Genomic DNA, 17,318 nt, shown 5'->3' with positions numbered 1-17,318 from the left:
ATTGAAACGAAAATCTGAGGAATAAATAGCATCAAAACACTAGGTGTCATCTACGACAATCTGATATTACTTTATTTTAATAAGAAACAAAGCAAACAAGGCTGGCATCCCAACCAGCCTTGTTTACTTTTGAAATCTACTATGTTGACTACTCATGTTTGAAACAACTGTCCTTCTAACGCCTTGATATATCGTTCAGCAGAATTTTGCACGGATTCATTAGCATGCTCAGCTACGATTCCATGAAACGCGTTATATAGACGATTAAATGGCAAATCCTTTACTTTATCGGCCATTGCTCTTACTTTATTAGCAGGTAATGGAATCAAATTGGGATAGCTGTACATAAAGCTTACCCAAGAATTGTCTGCCACCACTTGAATGATATCTCCTGTTAAAAGGACACCTTTTCCGTTATTTCCATCCTTCCAATGCAAGACAGACCCGCCTTTAAAATGTCCTCCTAAACGATGAATAGTCAATTGATCCGTCAAGGAATGAGATTCTCCTGACCAATACACGATATGTTCACTGGGACGAGTAATCCATTCTTTATCATCTTCATGAACATAGATAGGGGCGTTAAAGATTTCAGCCCATTCCACTTGAGTGGAGTAATAATGTGGATGGGAAAGGGCGATTGCTTGGATTCCACCTAGCTTCTCTATTTCCTCAATGGTTGATTGATCCAAAAAGGTTATACAATCCCACAAAAGCTGAAAACCATTACTCTGTAGGAGGTACGCATTTTGTCCTATAGCAAATTTGGGTTTCGTTGTAATACTGAATAATCCGTCTTCTTTTTGTACAATTTCATTCGTATAGTCTGCATGTTGCTGTAGCTCTTCTAGTGTTGTCCAGGCTTGTCCAATAGGGTTCACGAATTGTCTTTCTTCCTTACAGATCAGGCAAAAAGGGGGAGCTTCCTTGCTTTTTGGATATTGAACTCCGCAGGTAGTGCAGATGAAATGTAACATATGTAGCCTCCTAAATAGCAGTATTTTTAATACTTTCTATATTATCATATATAGAAAGTAAACATAAGCTAATTATTTTTGGAGTTGAAGATGTTTTCATCATAAAATCAAGCTGATACGAAACCATTAAACATGGCCCAAGTAAGCCTATTATTAGTATTCATTTTTGATGAATAGGACCAAGGCTTATGAAATATCGTTTTCCTGTTTAACTGTTCGCCGCACAGGGATTTCCTTCTGAGTACATCATGGATCGAGATTAACGATGAAACAAAACTTATCAATTCAACAGGTGGAAACACTTGCCCACCATCTCGTACAGAACTACTGTAAAAATCAGAATTATCTATCAATATTTACTCAAATTAAAAAGAGTTTGGATTATTGTAGGGTACTTACCTTGCTCATGCAGGCGATAGTAGAGACTCCGAAAAAAATTTTTTACATTGATCTTCTGTGCATAAGAACCTATCGAAAAATCATCATCGAGCTGATCGAAAAAACTTTTGATCCACAGATCGATTTCATTGTTTGTAAAAACATCTCGCTTCAACACAGATAAAACTGCTGTTACCATTCGTTCATCTTCTTCATGTAAATAAGTCGTTTGTGTGACTGTGATTTTTACTCGTACAACATCAAGAATTTTTTGAAGATCAGCTTTTTCAATCTCTAGGCATTGCGCTAAATCATCGAGAGCATCTGCAGCATGAGCCGTTGCGTGGGCCCAGCCTTTTCCGGCGACATACCCACGAAGATCTATTTCCTGTGCTATGTAGTTAAACAGATTTTCTTTTATCTGAAGAATTTCTTCTCCTTTCAGAAAAGGATTGTTTTTATGTGCGATCAGGATTAACGGGATTAATAATACGGAAAAAGAACGTGTGAACACCGAATCAGTACCAGTTTCGCCAATACGGTAAAACAAGTGCTGATCGTTCAGAATGATGGTAAGTAGTTTGCTCATTTCTTTTGGAGAAAGCACGCCATCCAAGATCCATTTTGAAAACACTGAATAGATTAACTCGTCGCGCAACTGGGGATCTGGTGAACCAATACTTGAGGTCATTTCCAAGGCTAACTCAAAAGCATTAGGCGGTGCTTCAAAGTCATTCGATTTTATAGAAAGTAATTTTTTCTTAAGCGACATGTTATCCCTCTTTACAAAAGTAATGTATTACAAATATTGAAATATTTTATCATGAGTTATCCTTTTTGAAAATAAAGAAAGGTAACATAATGTTGTGGGGAGATAAGGAGGGGGTAAAAGCTGATTTTACTTAATAGTTATTTTTCTACTAAAACGTAAATCCAATCAATCAATACGAAAACTTGTAATGCGGAAACACAAAAAAACAAAAAAGACATCGTACGGTTTTTGTTCAACTCAAATGACCCTAAAGAAGCCATGATAACAGCTAAGCCCAGCATAGTAAATATTCTTAAGAAAGGAGCATCTGTTATAAGGGAAGCTATTGTAATTACAATGGTTATTATTGAAATAACGTTAAACCAAAGAGGGTTCTTTTTCATTAGACTCACCAAGTTCCTTTTTTAGGAAATTATAACATACAAATTGACCTAATGTATGTAACAATACGGTAATGGAGAAGGCAATGACTTATTTGGAGCAAATAAATAAAATCGCAGGACAACTCCCACTAGCTGTATTAAAAGACATTAATCAACGTGTAGGTGATTGGCTTACAAGTGGAGGAAAAGAGGACGATCCGTATATACAACAGCAACTAAGAGCATGTTTTGAATAAAGATTGATCAATTCATGCTCTTTCTGTATGTAATTGAATCTTCTTTTATAAGGCCATGTTAAAGAATATTGTTGATATGTTTAACGAAATGAGAACTTCTAATTCAAAGAAGTTACTCTCTTCAATAAATTAATCTTTATCTTTATCTATTTTTATATCTATATGTTAACTTTAAAGCGAGGAACTGAGGAATCAAATTCAAAAAACTGACCAACATGAATATTTGATATGGAGCTAGTGGCTTAAAATAGCCACCCCATTGTTCGTTTCCCATCATCTTGCTGATGAAATAATATGAAATTATTTCAGATACTAGATTGCCAATAATTAGAGGAATTGAGTTACTAAAGAATTTGGAGAAGAAAGCAAGAAGCGAAGTCGCTACAATCATTATTAAATAGCCAAGCATTGAGCGTTTAGCAAAGTCTTGGTGCATCGAAAAATAGACAAATGGAAAACAGTATAAACAGACTATTAAGATGCTAATTCCTATTTTTTTAATATTTTCACCTCTTTTTGTAATTTTAAATAGAGCAAATCTAAAACTTATAAAGAAAACGTGGAAAGTCGAATACTATTCTTAGTTGTGTTTATGGGAAACAGGCATAAAGAAAGTCTACAAATATCAGATTCCAAAAATATTATCTCTTTCTACTTTACATATTCTTAGTGCAAAGTTTTTGTACCATTCATTTTTACCTCTATCCTGTGCAACTTGATGTGCTGAATGTTCCTTCCAATTCTTTATCGCATCTAAAGATTCCCAGTATGAAACAGTTATTCCCAGACCTTCATCACGGGCACTTTCTACACCTAAAAATCCTTTCTGTTTAGACGCTAGCTCTACCATTTTTTCAGCCATTTTTCCATAACCTCTGTCGCCCTCAGTTCGTTGCGAAGCAAATATCACCGCATAGTAGGGGGGATGAGGAGTTTTTGCAATTCCACTCAATTTTAGTTCCTCCAATTTATGTTAATTTTAATTAAACATCACGTTTCCTTAATCAATTAAACTGTCTCTATAGTACAATAAGAACAAAAAATTTAGCATCATCAATACAGAATTTTGACCAAACTTTTATTTTTAAGCTACAGCTACATGGCGGAATATTGGCGGTAGGATGGCTCTCCGTTTGGAGAATAAGGTGATAGATGGATTTTCTACTGTGACTGGTAATTTTGATAGACAAGGACTGTCTTTCGGAATTCTTCAGTTTAAACTTTGGGCAAGAAACTCTACAATTCGTCCTTAAAAACTATATTAAATATCATGAATCAGAGTGTACATCTATTTTTGGTAGAGAAAAGGCAGGCATTGCTGAGGCTGGGCTACTTCAGCGAGACTACTGGTAGAGGTAAGCAACAATGCTACCGATGGATCACCGGTATGGGAAGACATGACACAATCGATTTTTAAACAGAGACTACCTTGGAAAGCTACAAAAGGGGATAGGGGAGTAATCGAAACAGCGCCAGGATGGATAGAAAAGCTTGATACTACGTCTCAACAGATTAAGCTAAAGAACGATAAGGATTTCTGTTGAATGCAAGTTGAGCATGTAGTGAGAGTAGATAATAAATAAATAAATACTACTCTTACTACATGCTCTCAAAAATGAAAATCTAAAAAGCCTTGCAATTAATACAGGGCTTCGTGTAGCTGTATTTTTTGGGAGATTTAAACAAACAACACTCGTGACTTTAGCCATGAGAGGTTAATCCTTATTTTCCCGCTTTAAGTGATGCTCTGAGGAGATTCTCATTTGAACACCCCCCATATATAGTTGTAAAGATAACTGCTTAGGTGTATAAAAACCAATGGGTAATAGGATATATTTTACGTCACGGTTTCTCCATGGGTTATGGGTCACTTCTGTTTTTTCCAAATGGGAATACATGCTATGATAGGCTCATACGTGTTTTTGACAAAAAATGATAAGAGAGTAGAGAAAAATTAGGGGGATTTTATGCTAAAACGTTACGTAACAGCGGGCGCCGTACTAGCATTGTTAGGTGTAGCCTTGGGAGCTTTTGGTGCTCATGTACTAGAAAAGATGCTAGATGCTAAAGGTTTAGCCACTTTTGAAACCGGAGTACGCTACCAAATGTACCATGCATTGGGCTTGTTATTCGTAGGGCTGTTAGGAAAACAAGTAGGGGAATCTGCTTTGTTGAAATGGGCTGGTACCTTTTTATTAGCTGGTATTCTCATTTTCTCAGGTTCCTTGTATCTCTTATGTGTAACAGGAGTCAAAATGCTAGGTGCAATCACTCCGATCGGTGGTGTCTGTTTTTTATTAGGCTGGTTGTTTGTGGTTTTGGCAGTCAGACAAAAATCATAAGAGGAGCAACGGTGTAATTTGTCTCAGCTGACGTAGTTTACCGTTAACAAATGATGACAAGACCAGATGCTCTTCAAATGAGTGATCCATGGAAATCATTTACGAGTTTGCTAAAACCTCCTTTGGGTCCATATGGAATGGAACATATGGACCCGAACTCTTCATAAACAGCTTTCCTCTGAATTTGTAGGTTTGCTTACAGCCATTCATCAAAGGTACGAATGTACCATTTTTTTATGAAATGGGTGAGAAGTGCATAACTAAGTAGTATCCCTACTAGCCATGGGAAATATTCCAGTGGTAACGGCTGTAATCCAACACTTGCTCCAAATGCAGAGAAGGGAATATAGATTCCTGCTATTATAATAATACTGGTTAAAAGTAAAACCGGAAAACTAGCTCTACTTTGAATAAATGGTATTTTTTCCGTACGAATCATATGCACTATGAGAGTCTGAGACAATAATCCTTCGATAAACCAGCCAGATTGGAATAAGGATTGATCAGCAATAGTGTTGGCTGCAAATACATAATACATGACGAAATAGGTGGCATAATCGAAGATCGAGCTAATTGGACCAATGAAAATCATGAATCGCCCCACCGATTTCGCATCCCATTTTCTTGGAGTCTGTAAAAACTTTTTATCCATATTGTCCCAAGGAATGGATAGCTGTGAAATATCGTAAAACAAATTTTGAATTAATAAATGAATGGGTAACATGGGAAGGAAAGGTAGAAATAAGCTTGAACCCAAAACACTAAACACGTTACCGAAATTAGAACTGGCGGTCATTTTGATATATTTAATGATGTTTCCGAACGTTCTACGTCCTTCCATAATTCCATCTTCTAATACCAGTAAGCTTTTCTCTAACAAAATGATGTCTGCTGATTCTTTTGCGATATCGACTGCTGAATCAACCGAAATTCCCACATCTGCCTCACGCAAAGATGCAGCATCATTGATTCCATCCCCCATAAACCCCACGGTGTGTCCTTTGTCTTGAAGTACGCGTACGATTCTTGCCTTTTGTAACGGATTTAGTTTGGCAAAGACTGTTGTCTTTTCTGCTAGATCAGCTAACATCTCATCCGTTACATCATCAATTTCTCCTCCAATGATAACCTGATCTACCTGTAAACCTAAATCTGTACAAACCTTACGAGCAACCACTGCATTATCACCTGTAAGCACTTTCACATCGACGCCGTTTGCATGCAGTTTTTGTATTGCACTCGCGGCACTTTCCTTTGGTGGATCTAAGAATCCAATATACCCTACAAGGATCATTTCACTTTCGTCTTTGACACTGTATACATGTTCGCGTGGATCAGAAGGCTTGATGGCAACGGCGATGACGCGCAGACCATCCGTATTTAAATCATGTACCACTTTATTTATGTTTTCCACAATTTCCGATGTGAGGGGCATGATCTGTCCATTACTAGATACTAGAGTACAATTACTCAGAATTTCTTCCACAGCTCCCTTACAAATGAGAAGATGTTCTTCGTTGTTTTTTAGTACGACTGACATACGGCGGCGATTAAAATCGAAGGGGATTTCATCTATTTTTTGAACATTTTTCTCGTCTTCCAGAAGGTTCATTCGTTGGGCATGCTCGACGATCGCAACATCTAACAAGTTTTTTAATCCTGTTTGATGGTAACTGTTCAAATAAGCATATCTCAACACGTTCACATTGGGATTTCCGAGAATATCTACATGTTTTTCTACAACGATTTTATCTTCTGTAAGTGTTCCAGTCTTATCGGTGCATAGAATATTCATAGCTCCAAAATTTTGGATAGCATTCAGTTTTTTCACAACTACCTGTTTTCGTGCCATGCTGATTGCACCTTTGGCCAGATTAGCCGTTACAATAACGGGAAGCATTTCTGGTGTTAAGCCAACAGCGACGGATAATCCAAAGAAAAAAGCTTCCATCCAATCACCTTTTGTAAAACCGTTTATGAAAAAAATGATGGGGACCATAATCAACATAAAGCGAATAAGGACAAAGGTGATACTGTTCACGCCTTTATCAAAGCTTGTCAACGGACGCTTATCTATCAATGTTTTTGCCATGGAACCGAAGTAGGTAGAAGAACCGGTTGAAATCACTAGGGCAGTGGCAGTTCCACTTATCACGTTTGTTCCCATATAACAAAGATTGGAAAGCTCTAAGGCGTGAAGAGATTGATCAGCAGTAGCTTGTTTTTCTACGGGAAATGCTTCCCCAGTGAGAGCCGATTCGCTAATAAACAAATTTTTGGAATTGAGAATTCGAACGTCCGCTGGAACAAGATCTCCGGCGGACAGATGAATAATGTCACCAGGTACCAGCTTCTCCATGTCGATTTCTTGCTTTATAGATAGACGGGTTACGGTTACAGTTGTTTTGACCATCGCTTTCAATTTTTCTGCGGTTCGTTTGGAACGGAACTCCTGAGTAAAGGTAATAAGTACACTGATGGAAACCATTGTGCTAATGATGACGGATGCTTCTATATCATCTGAAAAATAGGAGAATATATCTAACCCAAGCAAAATCAGAATAAACGGATTCTTGAAGCATGAAAGAAGTTGTACATACCATGCTGGCTGTTTCTCTTGGGCAATTTGGTTTTGGCCGTATTGATTTAATCTCTTATTGACTTCGGATTCTGATAGTCCCGTCACAGTTGTGTTCAACGATTGCAGAAGATTATCAATATTCGAAGTCGATGCCTTAATTAGACGAGAAGAAATGTCGTGGTTCAACGATTTATTATTGAGATGTTTAGCTTGTTTCATGTTAGTAAGTACCTCCCGAGTGTGAAAAATAGACACAAAAAAACTCTCCCTGTAAGAGAGAGTGAGCTGACTATTTTTCTATGCACTCGCATGTCACATACGCATACTTAAATACACCCACGATGTTGGTAAAGGAGGGCGAAAAAAAGAGCATAGCAAACATGTAAGAGCATAGAAAATATGCTTCTCTCTTGTTACAGAATGTTGATACAGCTGTTTATATTGACTACTAGGACTGCCTTCCATGTGGAAATCCCCCCTTTACAAAATGAAAAACCCTCTAGGATAACTAGAGGGTTTGAAGTATGCATACCAAAATAAGCATTTTCGTTCCCCCTAGTCGAGTTTTGGCACTATACAACGTAAAGAGACTTACACGATCTCTTAGCCACCTTAAGAAAAGCCTTAATCCGACAGTTCCTGTTCTACCCATGGGCATCTTTCGATATTTCTGGGCAGTGGCCTATGTTTGTATAGGAGCCTCACCTAACGAGGACTTAATTGTTATGTGAATCATACTGGAACAATTCGTAATTGTCAATAGCAAAATAAATTTTGATAGTAAATAGGTGAAAAAATGATTTTGTTAGGCAAATAAACCTGTCGTTTTACTTAATTTCCTAGATAAGCTTGTTCAAATAGATTCCTTAGTTCTCCAACACTAGGGGGACGTGGATTCGTAATTGTGCATTTATCCTGCATAGCCACCTCGGCTAAACTATCTAGCTCTCGATAAAAATCCTCTTTTTTTACCCCCTCTTCTTTAAGAGATGCGGGCATTCCTAGATCTTTTCGAAGTTTTTTCACTGCGATAATTAGATTCTTTACTCCGTTTCGTGTATCGGAGGAAGGTAAATTCAAAAGTTTAGCAATCTCTGCATATTTATTGGACGCGATACTAAAATTTCGATCCGTATATCCTTTAATGTGGGCGTTGTATTCAATAACGTATGGCAACACAATGCCATTGCTTCTTCCATGAGGGATATGAAACTTTGCACCAATGATATGTGCCATACTGTGGCTGATCCCAAGTGAGGCAGTATTAAAGGCGAGACCGGCTATACAGGAGGCATTATGCATTTTCTCACGTGCTAGACGATCTTCTCCATTCCGGAACGATTTTTCTAAATAGGCAAAAACAAGACGAATGGCTTTCTCTGAAAAAGCGTCTGTAAAGTCCGAAGCAAGTGTTGATACATAGGCTTCCAGCGCATGAGTTAAGACATCGATCCCAGTATCAGCTGTTATGAAGGAAGGAACAGTTTTTACGAGCTCAGGGTCTAGGATCGCTTCAGTTGGTAGCATTTCATCAGAAACAAGGGGGTATTTTACATTTTTGTTACTATCTGTAACCACTGAAAAATTCGTTACCTCAGAACCAGTTCCACTCGTAGTTGGCACTGCGATGAATGTTACTTCTTTTGCAGTTGTTTCTTTCTGATTCATACGATTGTTAAAAAGACAAATTGCCTTTGCCGCATCAATAGCTGATCCACCACCTAAAGCAATCACGATATCAGGATCGGCTGCACTCATGACCTGTATGCCATTCACGATGTTTTCAAGTGGAGGATCTGGCACGATATTATGAAAAATAGTGATATGTTCGTTTTTTTCTTCGAGCTGTAGTTTTACTTTATCAATCATCCCCGATTTAATCATAAAAGGGTCTGTCACCACGAAAATACGTTTATTCTCTATACTTCGAAGGCTAGATAATGCGTCTGTCCCAAAATGAATGAGCGTTTTTATTTGAAAATGATTCATCACTTTCTCCTTTCAAATCAACATATATCTATTACAAGGAATGTCTCTGATTTCATCACTTTCTCCTTTTCTAGGAGGCATAGCGTTATTTTGGCTTTCATTAGCCTGATTTATTTCAACCAATTTTTCATAAAAGCATGTTTTACAAAAAAGCATGTTTTACAAAAAGCATACTTTGTCTAGCTAACAATCATAATAACTATGAAGTGGGTGATGAAGTATGGAAGAGAAACAACGTGTCATACAAGAATATGTTCCAGGAAAGCAGGTGACCCTAGCCCACTTGATTGCGAATCCCAATCCTGATCTGTATAAGAAACTGGGGCTTCTCTCTGAAAATATCAAGGCGATTGGAATCCTGACCATAACACCAAGCGAGGCATCCATCATTGCCGCAGATGTAGCCACAAAATCAGCAGATGTTTCCATTGGTTTCGTAGATAGATTCAGCGGATCGCTTGTCATTACCGGCGATATTTCAAGTGTGGAATCTGCGCTTCGAGAAGTGTTGAATATGCTCTCTGAAGTATTACATTTTTCAGCTACATCCATAACGAGGTCATAGTATGGGAAAAATAATGATGCTAGTAGGTAGGACAGGCTGTGGAAAAACAACTCTCACTCAAGCCCTCATGAATACCGAACTCAGCTACCGCAAAACGCAGATGATTGAAACGGTAGAAAATATTATTGATACACCTGGTGAGTATATCGAGAACCGAAATTATTACCGGGCACTTATTGTAACCTCAGCAGAGTGTGATTTGATTGGATTCGTACAAGCTTGCACGGATCAAGCTAGTTTGTTCCCAGTTCAATTTGCTAGTGCCTTTGCAAAACCGGTGATTGGGATTGTTACCAAAGTAGATCGGTGCAATCAAGTGGAAGAGCTGACGCGTGCCGAACGTTTTTTACGTGAAGCAGGGGCAGAACAGGTCTTTCATGTGAGTAGCTATGAGAAACAAGGTCTCGAAAAAATCAAAGATTTGCTCGCAAGAAACACTTGAGGTGGTAACAGAATGAAAGAAGAAGTGCTTAGTGTCGGTATTGACATTGGGACATCAACCACACAGTTGGTATTTAGCAAGATTGGCATCGAAAATACAGCATCTGCCTTTGGTGTTCCTCGAATAAAAATCGTGGATAAAGAGATTATCTATCGAAGTGATATTCATTTTACTCCGCTACTTTCGCAAACCGAGATTGATAGTGACGAGGTTCGGAGGATTGTAGAAAAAGAGTATCAACTGGCGCATGTACAGCCTGAAGACGTACAAACCGGGGCTGTCATTATCACAGGTGAGACTGCTCGAAAACAGAATGCACGAGATGTTTTGCAACGTTTGAGTGGTTTTGCTGGAGATTTTGTTGTAGCAACGGCAGGCCCTGATTTAGAATCCATTATTTCGGCAAAGGGGGCTGGAATTGACAAGGTATCGGAAGAAAAGGGGGCTACTGTTGTCAATTTGGATATTGGTGGTGGTACCACCAATCTAGCTGTATTCAACGAGGGAGAGTTGGTGAATACGGGGTGTTTGGATATTGGCGGTAGACTCATAAAAATAGAACCTTCTTCACGAAAAATTACCTACATTGCCGATAAAATCAAACAGTTAATCAACGCGAGGAACATACAGGTGAAAGAAGGTGATACAGCTGATATCGAGCAGTTGCAAAAAGTAGTCATTGAAATGGTAAGCCTGTTGGAACAGTCCGTCAACCTGATACAGCGTACCCCATTTTATACAACCATTGTCACCCATCATGGAATTGACGATAGTATTCACCCGCAATACATCTCTTTTTCTGGTGGAGTGGCTGATTATGTCTATCATCCAGAAACAAATGATGTACTTGCATACGGGGATATAGGAATTTTGCTAGGACAGGCAATTCGCCAATCATCTCTTTGTGAAAAAATGAAATTGGTGCAAGCTGAAGAAACCATTCGGGCAACGGTCGTAGGAGCAGGTACGCATACAACCGAGATTAGTGGTAGCACGATTACATACACAGAAGAAAACTTTCCTATGAAAAATCTGCCTATTTTAAAGCTAACAGGAGAGGATGAGTCTCAAGGCTTTGCTCATCTACAGGATGTCTTACAAGAAAAATTACGCTGGTTCATATTAGAAAACGAGTGGCAACCTGTAGCCATTGCTATTCGTGGGAAAAAAAGTCCAAGCTTCACAGAGATTCAGGAGCTTGCAAAAGCATTAATCGGTGGTATGGAGGCATTAATAAAAGCAGATTTGCCCTTGGTGGTAATTGTTGAAATGGATTTTGCCAAAGTGTTAGGTCAAACGATGCATAAGCAACTGCAATTTTCTAGAGAGGTCATATGCATTGATAGTATCCGCTTAGAAAACGGCGATTACATCGATATAGGGAAACCACTGGCAAACGGCCGTGTACTACCTGTAATCATTAAAACTCTAGTATTTCATTCCTAACAGTTATGAGGTGACGGCGTTGAAGCTTAAAACAACCCTTTTCGGCAAGGCATATCAATTTAAAAATGTTATGGATGTCATGGCGAAAGCAAACGAAGAAAAATCAGGAGATAAATTGGCTGGTCTCGCTGCAGAAAGCTCCGAAGAGAGGGTAGCAGCTAAAATTGTGCTAAGTGAATTTACAATAGCAGATTTGCGTAATAATCCAGCAATCCCCTATGAAGAAGATGAAGTGACACGAATCATTCAAGATGGAATCAATGAAAAAATTTATAACGAAATAAAGAACTGGACAGTTTCTGAGCTACGTGAATGGATACTTGATGAAAATACCACAGAGGAAAATATCAAGAGAATCAGTAGAGGTCTAACCAGTGAAATGGTTGCGGCAGTTGCTAAGCTTATGTCCAATTTGGATCTCATTTATGGAGCCCGAAAAATTCGTATTCAGGCCCACTGTAATACAACAATTGGCTATGAGGGCACCCTATCAGCACGATTACAACCTAACCATCCTACAGATGACCCAGATGGAATTACAGCTTCCTTAATGGAAGGGCTTACATTTGGCATTGGTGATGCTGTTATTGGCTTAAATCCTGTGGATGATTCTGTTGAAAGTGTAAGTCGAGTATTGAAGAGATTTGAGGATTTCAAGCAAAAGTGGTCAATTCCTACACAAAACTGTGTATTGGCACATGTAACTACCCAGATGGAAGCAATACGTAAGGGAGCACCAGCCGACCTTATTTTCCAAAGTATTGCGGGCTCTCAAAAAGGAAATGAAGCCTTTGGAATTTCAGGAGACATGATTGAAGAGGCACGTCAGTTGGCACAAAGAGAAGGAACGGCAACAGGACCGAACGTCATGTATTTTGAGACAGGACAAGGCTCTGAACTGTCTTCTGAAGCTCATCATGGTGTGGATCAGGTAACGCTGGAAGCACGTTGCTATGGTTTTGCAAAAAAGTATGATCCATTCTTAGTAAATACAGTAGTTGGATTCATTGGACCTGAGTATCTGTACAACAGTACACAGGTAATTCGCGCAGGTTTGGAAGATCATTTCATGGGGAAACTAACCGGTATTTCCATGGGATGCGATGCTTGCTATACGAACCATATGAAAGCGGATCAAAACGATATTGAGAATTTGGCGGTTCTCTTGTCGACAGCTGGATGTAACTACTTTATGGGCATTCCTCATGGAGATGATGTGATGTTGAACTATCAAACAACCGGTTATCACGAAACAGCAACTCTGCGCGAGCTACTTCAATTAAGACCAATTACTGAGTTTGAAAAATGGATGGAAAAAATGGGATTCATCGAGAATGGAAAGTTGACAAAACGTGCTGGGGATGCATCTGTTTTCCTAGCATAAGGAATGGAGGTTAGAACATGCTTCAAGAAAATGACATCAGACAAGTAGTAGAACAGGTTTTAGCGGAAATGACCTCCAATACAGGTGTAGGGAGAACGGAAGGAAAAATTGAAATTAAATCGGCCAAGCCACGACCTGAATCCAATGTTGGGGGTGGATGGACTGTCCAGCAGCAGATGCCTTCCGATGGGGCTATCGATGACATTACGGAAATTGATCTGAAAAGCCAATTGTTAGTGCCTAATCCAGTAGATGCCAGAGGTTATTTGAAAATGAAAGAGCGGACACCCGCTCGCCTAGGAATTTGGCGTGCAGGTCCACGTTATAAGACAGAAACTACACTTCGCTTTCGGGCAGACCATGCTGCGGCACAGGATGCCGTGTTTTCAAATGTAGATGAGCAGTTCTTACAAGATATGAATCTCTTTAGCGTACAGACACTTTGCAAGGATAAGGATGAATATTTAACGAGACCTGATTTAGGGCGAAAAGTATCAGAAGAAGGTTTGCAAAAGATAAAGGAAAACTGCCAGAAGCAGCCGCAAGTTCAAATCTATGTGTCTGATGGGCTAAGCTCAGCTGCGGTAGAAGCGAATGCGAAAGATATTTTGCCAGCCATTATACAAGGATTAGAAGGTTATAAAATTCAGGTAGGAACACCATTTTTTGTTAAATTGGGTCGTGTTGGTGCCATGGATCAAATCTCCGAGGTACTTGGAGCCGATGTAACCTGTGTACTAATCGGTGAGCGTCCAGGTCTGGTCACAGCAGAGTCGATGAGTGCTTATATCGCCTACAAGGCCACAATTAACATGCCAGAAGCACGTCGCACAGTTATCTCCAATATTCATAAAGGCGGGACACCTCCTGTAGAAGCAGGTGCACATATTGCAGAATTGATTAAGACCATGTTGGAGAAAAAAGCAAGTGGAATCGATTTAAAACTATAAACTCCCCATTGTCCTTAGGAGGGAATTTTGAATGAAGAATGATGCACTTCGGGCGAATGTGTTGAGTGTAAAAATCATCCCAAATGTGGCTCCCGATATGGTAAAAGCATTTCAGTTGCAACCAAATCAAAAAAGTTTAGGGATTATCACGGCTGACAGCGATGATGTGACCTATACAGCTCTGGATGAAGCGACGAAAGAGGCAGCTGTTGATGTCGTGTACGCCAAATCAATGTACGCAGGGGCAGCTAATGCTAACTCAAAACTGGCTGGAGAAGTAATTGGAATATTGGCAGGTCCTAATCCAGCAGAAATTCGAAGTGGCTTACATACGGCGGTCGATTTCATCCAAAATGGAGCTCATTTTACTAGTGCTAATGACGATGATTCTATCGCTTACTTTGCCCATTGCGTTTCTCGACCAGGAACGTATCTTTCCAAGATGGCTAACTTACAGGATGCAGAAGCCATTGCCTACTTGATCGCACCGCCTCTGGAAGCGATGTATGCCCTTGATGCTGCTTTAAAAGCAGCGGATGTTAAGCTGGCTACATTTTACGGCCCACCCTCTGAGACCAACTTTGGTGGTGCGCTACTAACTGGAAGTCAATCAGCTTGTATAGCAGCTTGTGATGCATTTGCCGAGGCTGTCCAATACGTTGCTGAGAATCCACAGAGTTACTAACTAAAAAGGTGATCCTATGATAAAAAATGCCTTAGGGCTCATTGAGGTAAAAGGTTTGTTAGCGTCAATAGAAGCAGCAGATACGGCCATGAAGGTAGCTAATGTTACGTTGATTGGTTTCGAGAAAATAAAGAATGGTTTTGTTACCGTAAAAATTACTGGAGATGTATCAGCGGTTACTTCTGCTGTGGAAGCAGGGGCAGAAGCGGTGAACAGATTTGGCACATTAATTTCGAAACATGTGATCTCAAATCCAGATGATAGTTTGTATGGGATAGTTGATCAACCACATGTTCTACCATTCCACACAAAAGATAACAGGCAGAACACACAAATGACTCAAGCTCCACCAAAGACTAAAGCGCTTGAAGTAGCGGACAACTCAATGACAATCGAAGAGGTACAACGCCTAGATAATGAAACGCCTTCCGCTCCTAAAGAGTCTATTCCTACTGTAATATCAGGAGCATTGACTAACTCGGCAAACTCTCTAATTATATCTCCTAACAGCCCTGTGGAACAACTGGAGAGTATGACAGTAGGTGAGTTAAGAGAGGAAGCCAAACGGCTAGGAATCGCGACGATTAATAATAGACAAGTGAAACAGGCAAAAAAAGCTCAGCTTGTTCAGGAGATTACCAAATTGCATAAAGAAGGAGTAACAACAACATGACGCTTTCTGATAAAGATTTACTTTCTGTACAGGAAGTAAGAAATCTCATTAAAAGATCGAACACGGCTCAAAAAGCTTTGAGCAAGATGTCCCAGGAACAGATCGATACAATCGTAAAAGCAGTGGCAAATGCTGGTGTTGTTCATGCAAACCGTCTGGCAAAGCTAGCAGTAGAAGAAACTGGGTTTGGTATCTGGGAAGACAAGGTAATAAAAAATTTGTTTGGAAGCCAGGTCGTGTATGAGCATATCAAGGATTTGAAAACAATTGGAATTTTAAACGAGGACACAGTAAAAAAAGTTATCGAGGTAGGTGTGCCAGTAGGGGTGATTGCTGGATTAATTCCTTCTACAAACCCAACCTCTACTGTCCTATATAAATCTCTTATTTCCATCAAAGCAGGGAATTCCATTATTTTTTCCCCTCATCCAAATGCGAAGAAATGTATTTTGGAAACAATAAAGATTATTAGGGAAGCAATTACATCTGCTAGTGGTCCTGAAGATATCGTAACTTGTATGGAAATGCCTACTATTCAAGGAACCAACGAGTTGATGAAGCACAAAGACGTTCAATTGATTTTAGCAACAGGCGGCTCTGCAATGGTAAAAGCAGCCTACAGTTCTGGAACTCCAGCAATCGGTGTTGGATCAGGTAATGGGCCTGCTTACATTGATAAATCTGCTGATTTGCAGAATGCGGTCAAGCGTATTTTCGATAGTGCAACTTTTGATAATGGAACAATTTGTGCTTCCGAACAGTCAGTTGTCGTTGAAAGATGCATGAAAGAGAAAGTAATAGCAGAATTTAAAAAGCAGGGAGCTTATTTTCTAAACCCAGAGGAAAAGGAAAAAGTTGGACGATTCATTATGCGTGAAAATGGTTCAATGAATCCGCAAATCGTTGGGAAAAGCGTACAACATATTGCCAATTTAGCTAAGATCACCGTTCCCGCTGGCGCAAGACTTTTAATCGCAGAAGAAACAGAGGTGGGCTATAAAGTAGCTTTTTCACGGGAAAAACTGGCTCCTATTTTAGGTTTCTACACAGCCGACAGTATGGAGAAAGCGTGTGATTTATGTGTGGAAATTTTGTTACATGAGGGTGCAGGTCATACCTGCATTATTCACGCGCAAGATGAGGAAGTTATTCGTTATTTCGGTGTACGTCAACCTGTATCCCGCTTTTTAGTAAATACACCCGCAGCATTGGGTGGAATCGGGGGCACAACCAATTTAGTTCCTGCTTTAACATTGGGCTGTGGAGCAGTGGGCAACAATTCTACTTCAGATAACGTAGGACCTATGAATTTAATAAATATCCGTCGCATTGCTTATGGGGTTAGGGAACTAGAGGCCCTACGCCCACATCAAGCGTCTTGTAACACTCAGGGAGGATTTGGGGTCAATGATGATTTGGTGAATTCCATAATCCAGAAAATCCTGCTGGAATTGAGGCAGAGCAACTGCATCTCGTAGCATTTTGTTGTAATCAGATGACATGAAAAACGGAGGA

General features: G+C 39.5%; 15 protein-coding genes and 1 riboswitch. Of the genes, 10 read left to right on the top strand and 5 right to left on the bottom strand.

From position 1 onward, the window contains the following. Positions 1-152: 152 nt before the first annotated feature. Entirely contained in the window at positions 153-977 is an 825-nt protein-coding gene (locus tag BrL25_RS23100) for an MBL fold metallo-hydrolase (protein WP_018669930.1), read from the bottom strand. Between the two features lie 349 nt (positions 978-1,326). Beyond that, positions 1,327-2,127 carry a DUF2785 domain-containing protein gene (locus tag BrL25_RS23095; protein WP_018669931.1) on the bottom strand — a complete coding sequence of 267 codons (801 nt, stop codon included), beginning with the start codon at positions 2,125-2,127 and terminating at the stop codon, positions 1,327-1,329. Positions 2,128-2,593: 466 nt separating this feature from the next. Here BrL25_RS23095 and BrL25_RS25330 point away from each other — a divergent pair, with 466 nt between their 5' ends. After that, on the top strand, positions 2,594-2,746 hold the full coding sequence (locus BrL25_RS25330; protein ID WP_018669933.1) for a DUF6877 family protein: 153 nt from the start codon (positions 2,594-2,596) through the stop codon (positions 2,744-2,746). Positions 2,747-3,371: 625 nt separating this feature from the next. Here the strand turns inward: BrL25_RS25330 and BrL25_RS23080 are convergent. Beyond that, positions 3,372-3,698 (bottom strand): antibiotic biosynthesis monooxygenase family protein, encoded by a 327-nt coding sequence (locus tag BrL25_RS23080; RefSeq protein WP_018669934.1) that lies wholly within the window; start codon positions 3,696-3,698, stop codon positions 3,372-3,374. A gap of 1,015 nt (positions 3,699-4,713) precedes the next feature. On the opposite strand from BrL25_RS23080, the gene BrL25_RS23075 reads away from it, so the two are divergent. After that, complete coding sequence (locus BrL25_RS23075) at positions 4,714-5,088, top strand: DUF423 domain-containing protein (protein ID WP_018669936.1); 375 nt, start codon at positions 4,714-4,716, stop codon at positions 5,086-5,088. Between the two features lie 196 nt (positions 5,089-5,284). On the opposite strand, the gene mgtA is transcribed toward BrL25_RS23075, so the two are convergent. Both mgtA and BrL25_RS23060 read right to left on the bottom strand, forming a co-directional pair. After that, a complete protein-coding gene (gene mgtA, locus BrL25_RS23070) occupies positions 5,285-7,888 on the bottom strand; it encodes a magnesium-translocating P-type ATPase (RefSeq protein ID WP_018669938.1) in 2,604 nt (867 codons plus the stop codon). A gap of 325 nt (positions 7,889-8,213) precedes the next feature. Continuing rightward, a riboswitch (M-box (ykoK) riboswitch) is annotated at positions 8,214-8,389 on the bottom strand. Between the two features lie 111 nt (positions 8,390-8,500). Further along, positions 8,501-9,658: a 1-propanol dehydrogenase PduQ gene (locus tag BrL25_RS23060; RefSeq protein ID WP_018669940.1), complete on the bottom strand. Its 1,158-nt coding sequence runs from the start codon at positions 9,656-9,658 to the stop codon at positions 8,501-8,503. Positions 9,659-9,878: 220 nt separating this feature from the next. Between BrL25_RS23060 and BrL25_RS23055 the strand changes: the two genes are divergently transcribed. The 8 genes from BrL25_RS23055 to BrL25_RS23020 are packed head-to-tail and all read left to right on the top strand — an operon-like array spanning position 9,879 to position 17,281. After that, the gene (locus BrL25_RS23055) at positions 9,879-10,223 is read left to right on the top strand and encodes a BMC domain-containing protein (RefSeq protein WP_018669941.1); all 345 of its coding nucleotides are present in this window, start codon (positions 9,879-9,881) and stop codon (positions 10,221-10,223) included. A gap of 1 nt (position 10,224) precedes the next feature. Next, positions 10,225-10,665, top strand: a complete 441-nt coding sequence (locus BrL25_RS23050) for a EutP/PduV family microcompartment system protein (RefSeq protein WP_018669942.1) — start codon at positions 10,225-10,227, stop codon at positions 10,663-10,665. Between the two features lie 12 nt (positions 10,666-10,677). Then, complete coding sequence (gene eutA, locus BrL25_RS23045; protein ID WP_018669943.1) at positions 10,678-12,111, top strand: ethanolamine ammonia-lyase reactivating factor EutA; 1,434 nt, start codon at positions 10,678-10,680, stop codon at positions 12,109-12,111. Between the two features lie 19 nt (positions 12,112-12,130). Continuing rightward, positions 12,131-13,495 (top strand): ethanolamine ammonia-lyase subunit EutB, encoded by a 1,365-nt coding sequence (locus BrL25_RS23040; protein ID WP_018669944.1) that lies wholly within the window; start codon positions 12,131-12,133, stop codon positions 13,493-13,495. A gap of 17 nt (positions 13,496-13,512) precedes the next feature. Then, positions 13,513-14,445: an ethanolamine ammonia-lyase subunit EutC gene (gene eutC, locus BrL25_RS23035; protein ID WP_018669945.1), complete on the top strand. Its 933-nt coding sequence runs from the start codon at positions 13,513-13,515 to the stop codon at positions 14,443-14,445. A gap of 31 nt (positions 14,446-14,476) precedes the next feature. After that, entirely contained in the window at positions 14,477-15,130 is a 654-nt protein-coding gene (gene eutL / locus BrL25_RS23030; protein WP_018669946.1) for an ethanolamine utilization microcompartment protein EutL, read from the top strand. Between the two features lie 16 nt (positions 15,131-15,146). Further along, positions 15,147-15,803: a BMC domain-containing protein gene (locus tag BrL25_RS26325; protein WP_018669947.1), complete on the top strand. Its 657-nt coding sequence runs from the start codon at positions 15,147-15,149 to the stop codon at positions 15,801-15,803. Then, positions 15,800-17,281 (top strand): acetaldehyde dehydrogenase (acetylating), encoded by a 1,482-nt coding sequence (locus BrL25_RS23020; RefSeq protein ID WP_018669948.1) that lies wholly within the window; start codon positions 15,800-15,802, stop codon positions 17,279-17,281. The genes BrL25_RS26325 and BrL25_RS23020 overlap by 4 nt, the downstream gene beginning before the upstream one ends. Positions 17,282-17,318: the final 37 nt, after the last annotated feature.

Source organism: Brevibacillus laterosporus DSM 25 (genome assembly GCF_002706795.1).
GTDB lineage: Bacteria > Bacillota > Bacilli > Brevibacillales > Brevibacillaceae > Brevibacillus_B > Brevibacillus_B laterosporus.
This window is presented reverse-complemented; position numbering and strand designations above follow the sequence as displayed.

Bases quoted from the DNA above. Each gene is read 5' to 3' on its own strand.
- BrL25_RS23020 (WP_018669948.1), top strand. From the start codon at position 15,800: ATGACGCTTTCTGATAAAGATTTACTTTCTGTACAGGAAGTAAGAAAT.
- BrL25_RS23100 (WP_018669930.1), bottom strand. From the start codon at position 977: ATGTTACATTTCATCTGCACTACCTGCGGAGTTCAATATCCAAAAAGC.
- BrL25_RS23075 (WP_018669936.1), top strand. From the start codon at position 4,714: ATGCTAAAACGTTACGTAACAGCGGGCGCCGTACTAGCATTGTTAGGT.
- BrL25_RS23055 (WP_018669941.1), top strand. From the start codon at position 9,879: ATGGAAGAGAAACAACGTGTCATACAAGAATATGTTCCAGGAAAGCAG.
- eutL (WP_018669946.1), top strand. From the start codon at position 14,477: ATGAAGAATGATGCACTTCGGGCGAATGTGTTGAGTGTAAAAATCATC.
- BrL25_RS23050 (WP_018669942.1), top strand. From the start codon at position 10,225: ATGGGAAAAATAATGATGCTAGTAGGTAGGACAGGCTGTGGAAAAACA.
- BrL25_RS23060 (WP_018669940.1), bottom strand. From the start codon at position 9,658: ATGAATCATTTTCAAATAAAAACGCTCATTCATTTTGGGACAGACGCA.
- BrL25_RS25330 (WP_018669933.1), top strand. From the start codon at position 2,594: ATGACTTATTTGGAGCAAATAAATAAAATCGCAGGACAACTCCCACTA.
- mgtA (WP_018669938.1), bottom strand. From the start codon at position 7,888: ATGAAACAAGCTAAACATCTCAATAATAAATCGTTGAACCACGACATT.
- eutA (WP_018669943.1), top strand. From the start codon at position 10,678: ATGAAAGAAGAAGTGCTTAGTGTCGGTATTGACATTGGGACATCAACC.
- BrL25_RS23095 (WP_018669931.1), bottom strand. From the start codon at position 2,127: ATGTCGCTTAAGAAAAAATTACTTTCTATAAAATCGAATGACTTTGAA.
- BrL25_RS26325 (WP_018669947.1), top strand. From the start codon at position 15,147: ATGATAAAAAATGCCTTAGGGCTCATTGAGGTAAAAGGTTTGTTAGCG.
- eutC (WP_018669945.1), top strand. From the start codon at position 13,513: ATGCTTCAAGAAAATGACATCAGACAAGTAGTAGAACAGGTTTTAGCG.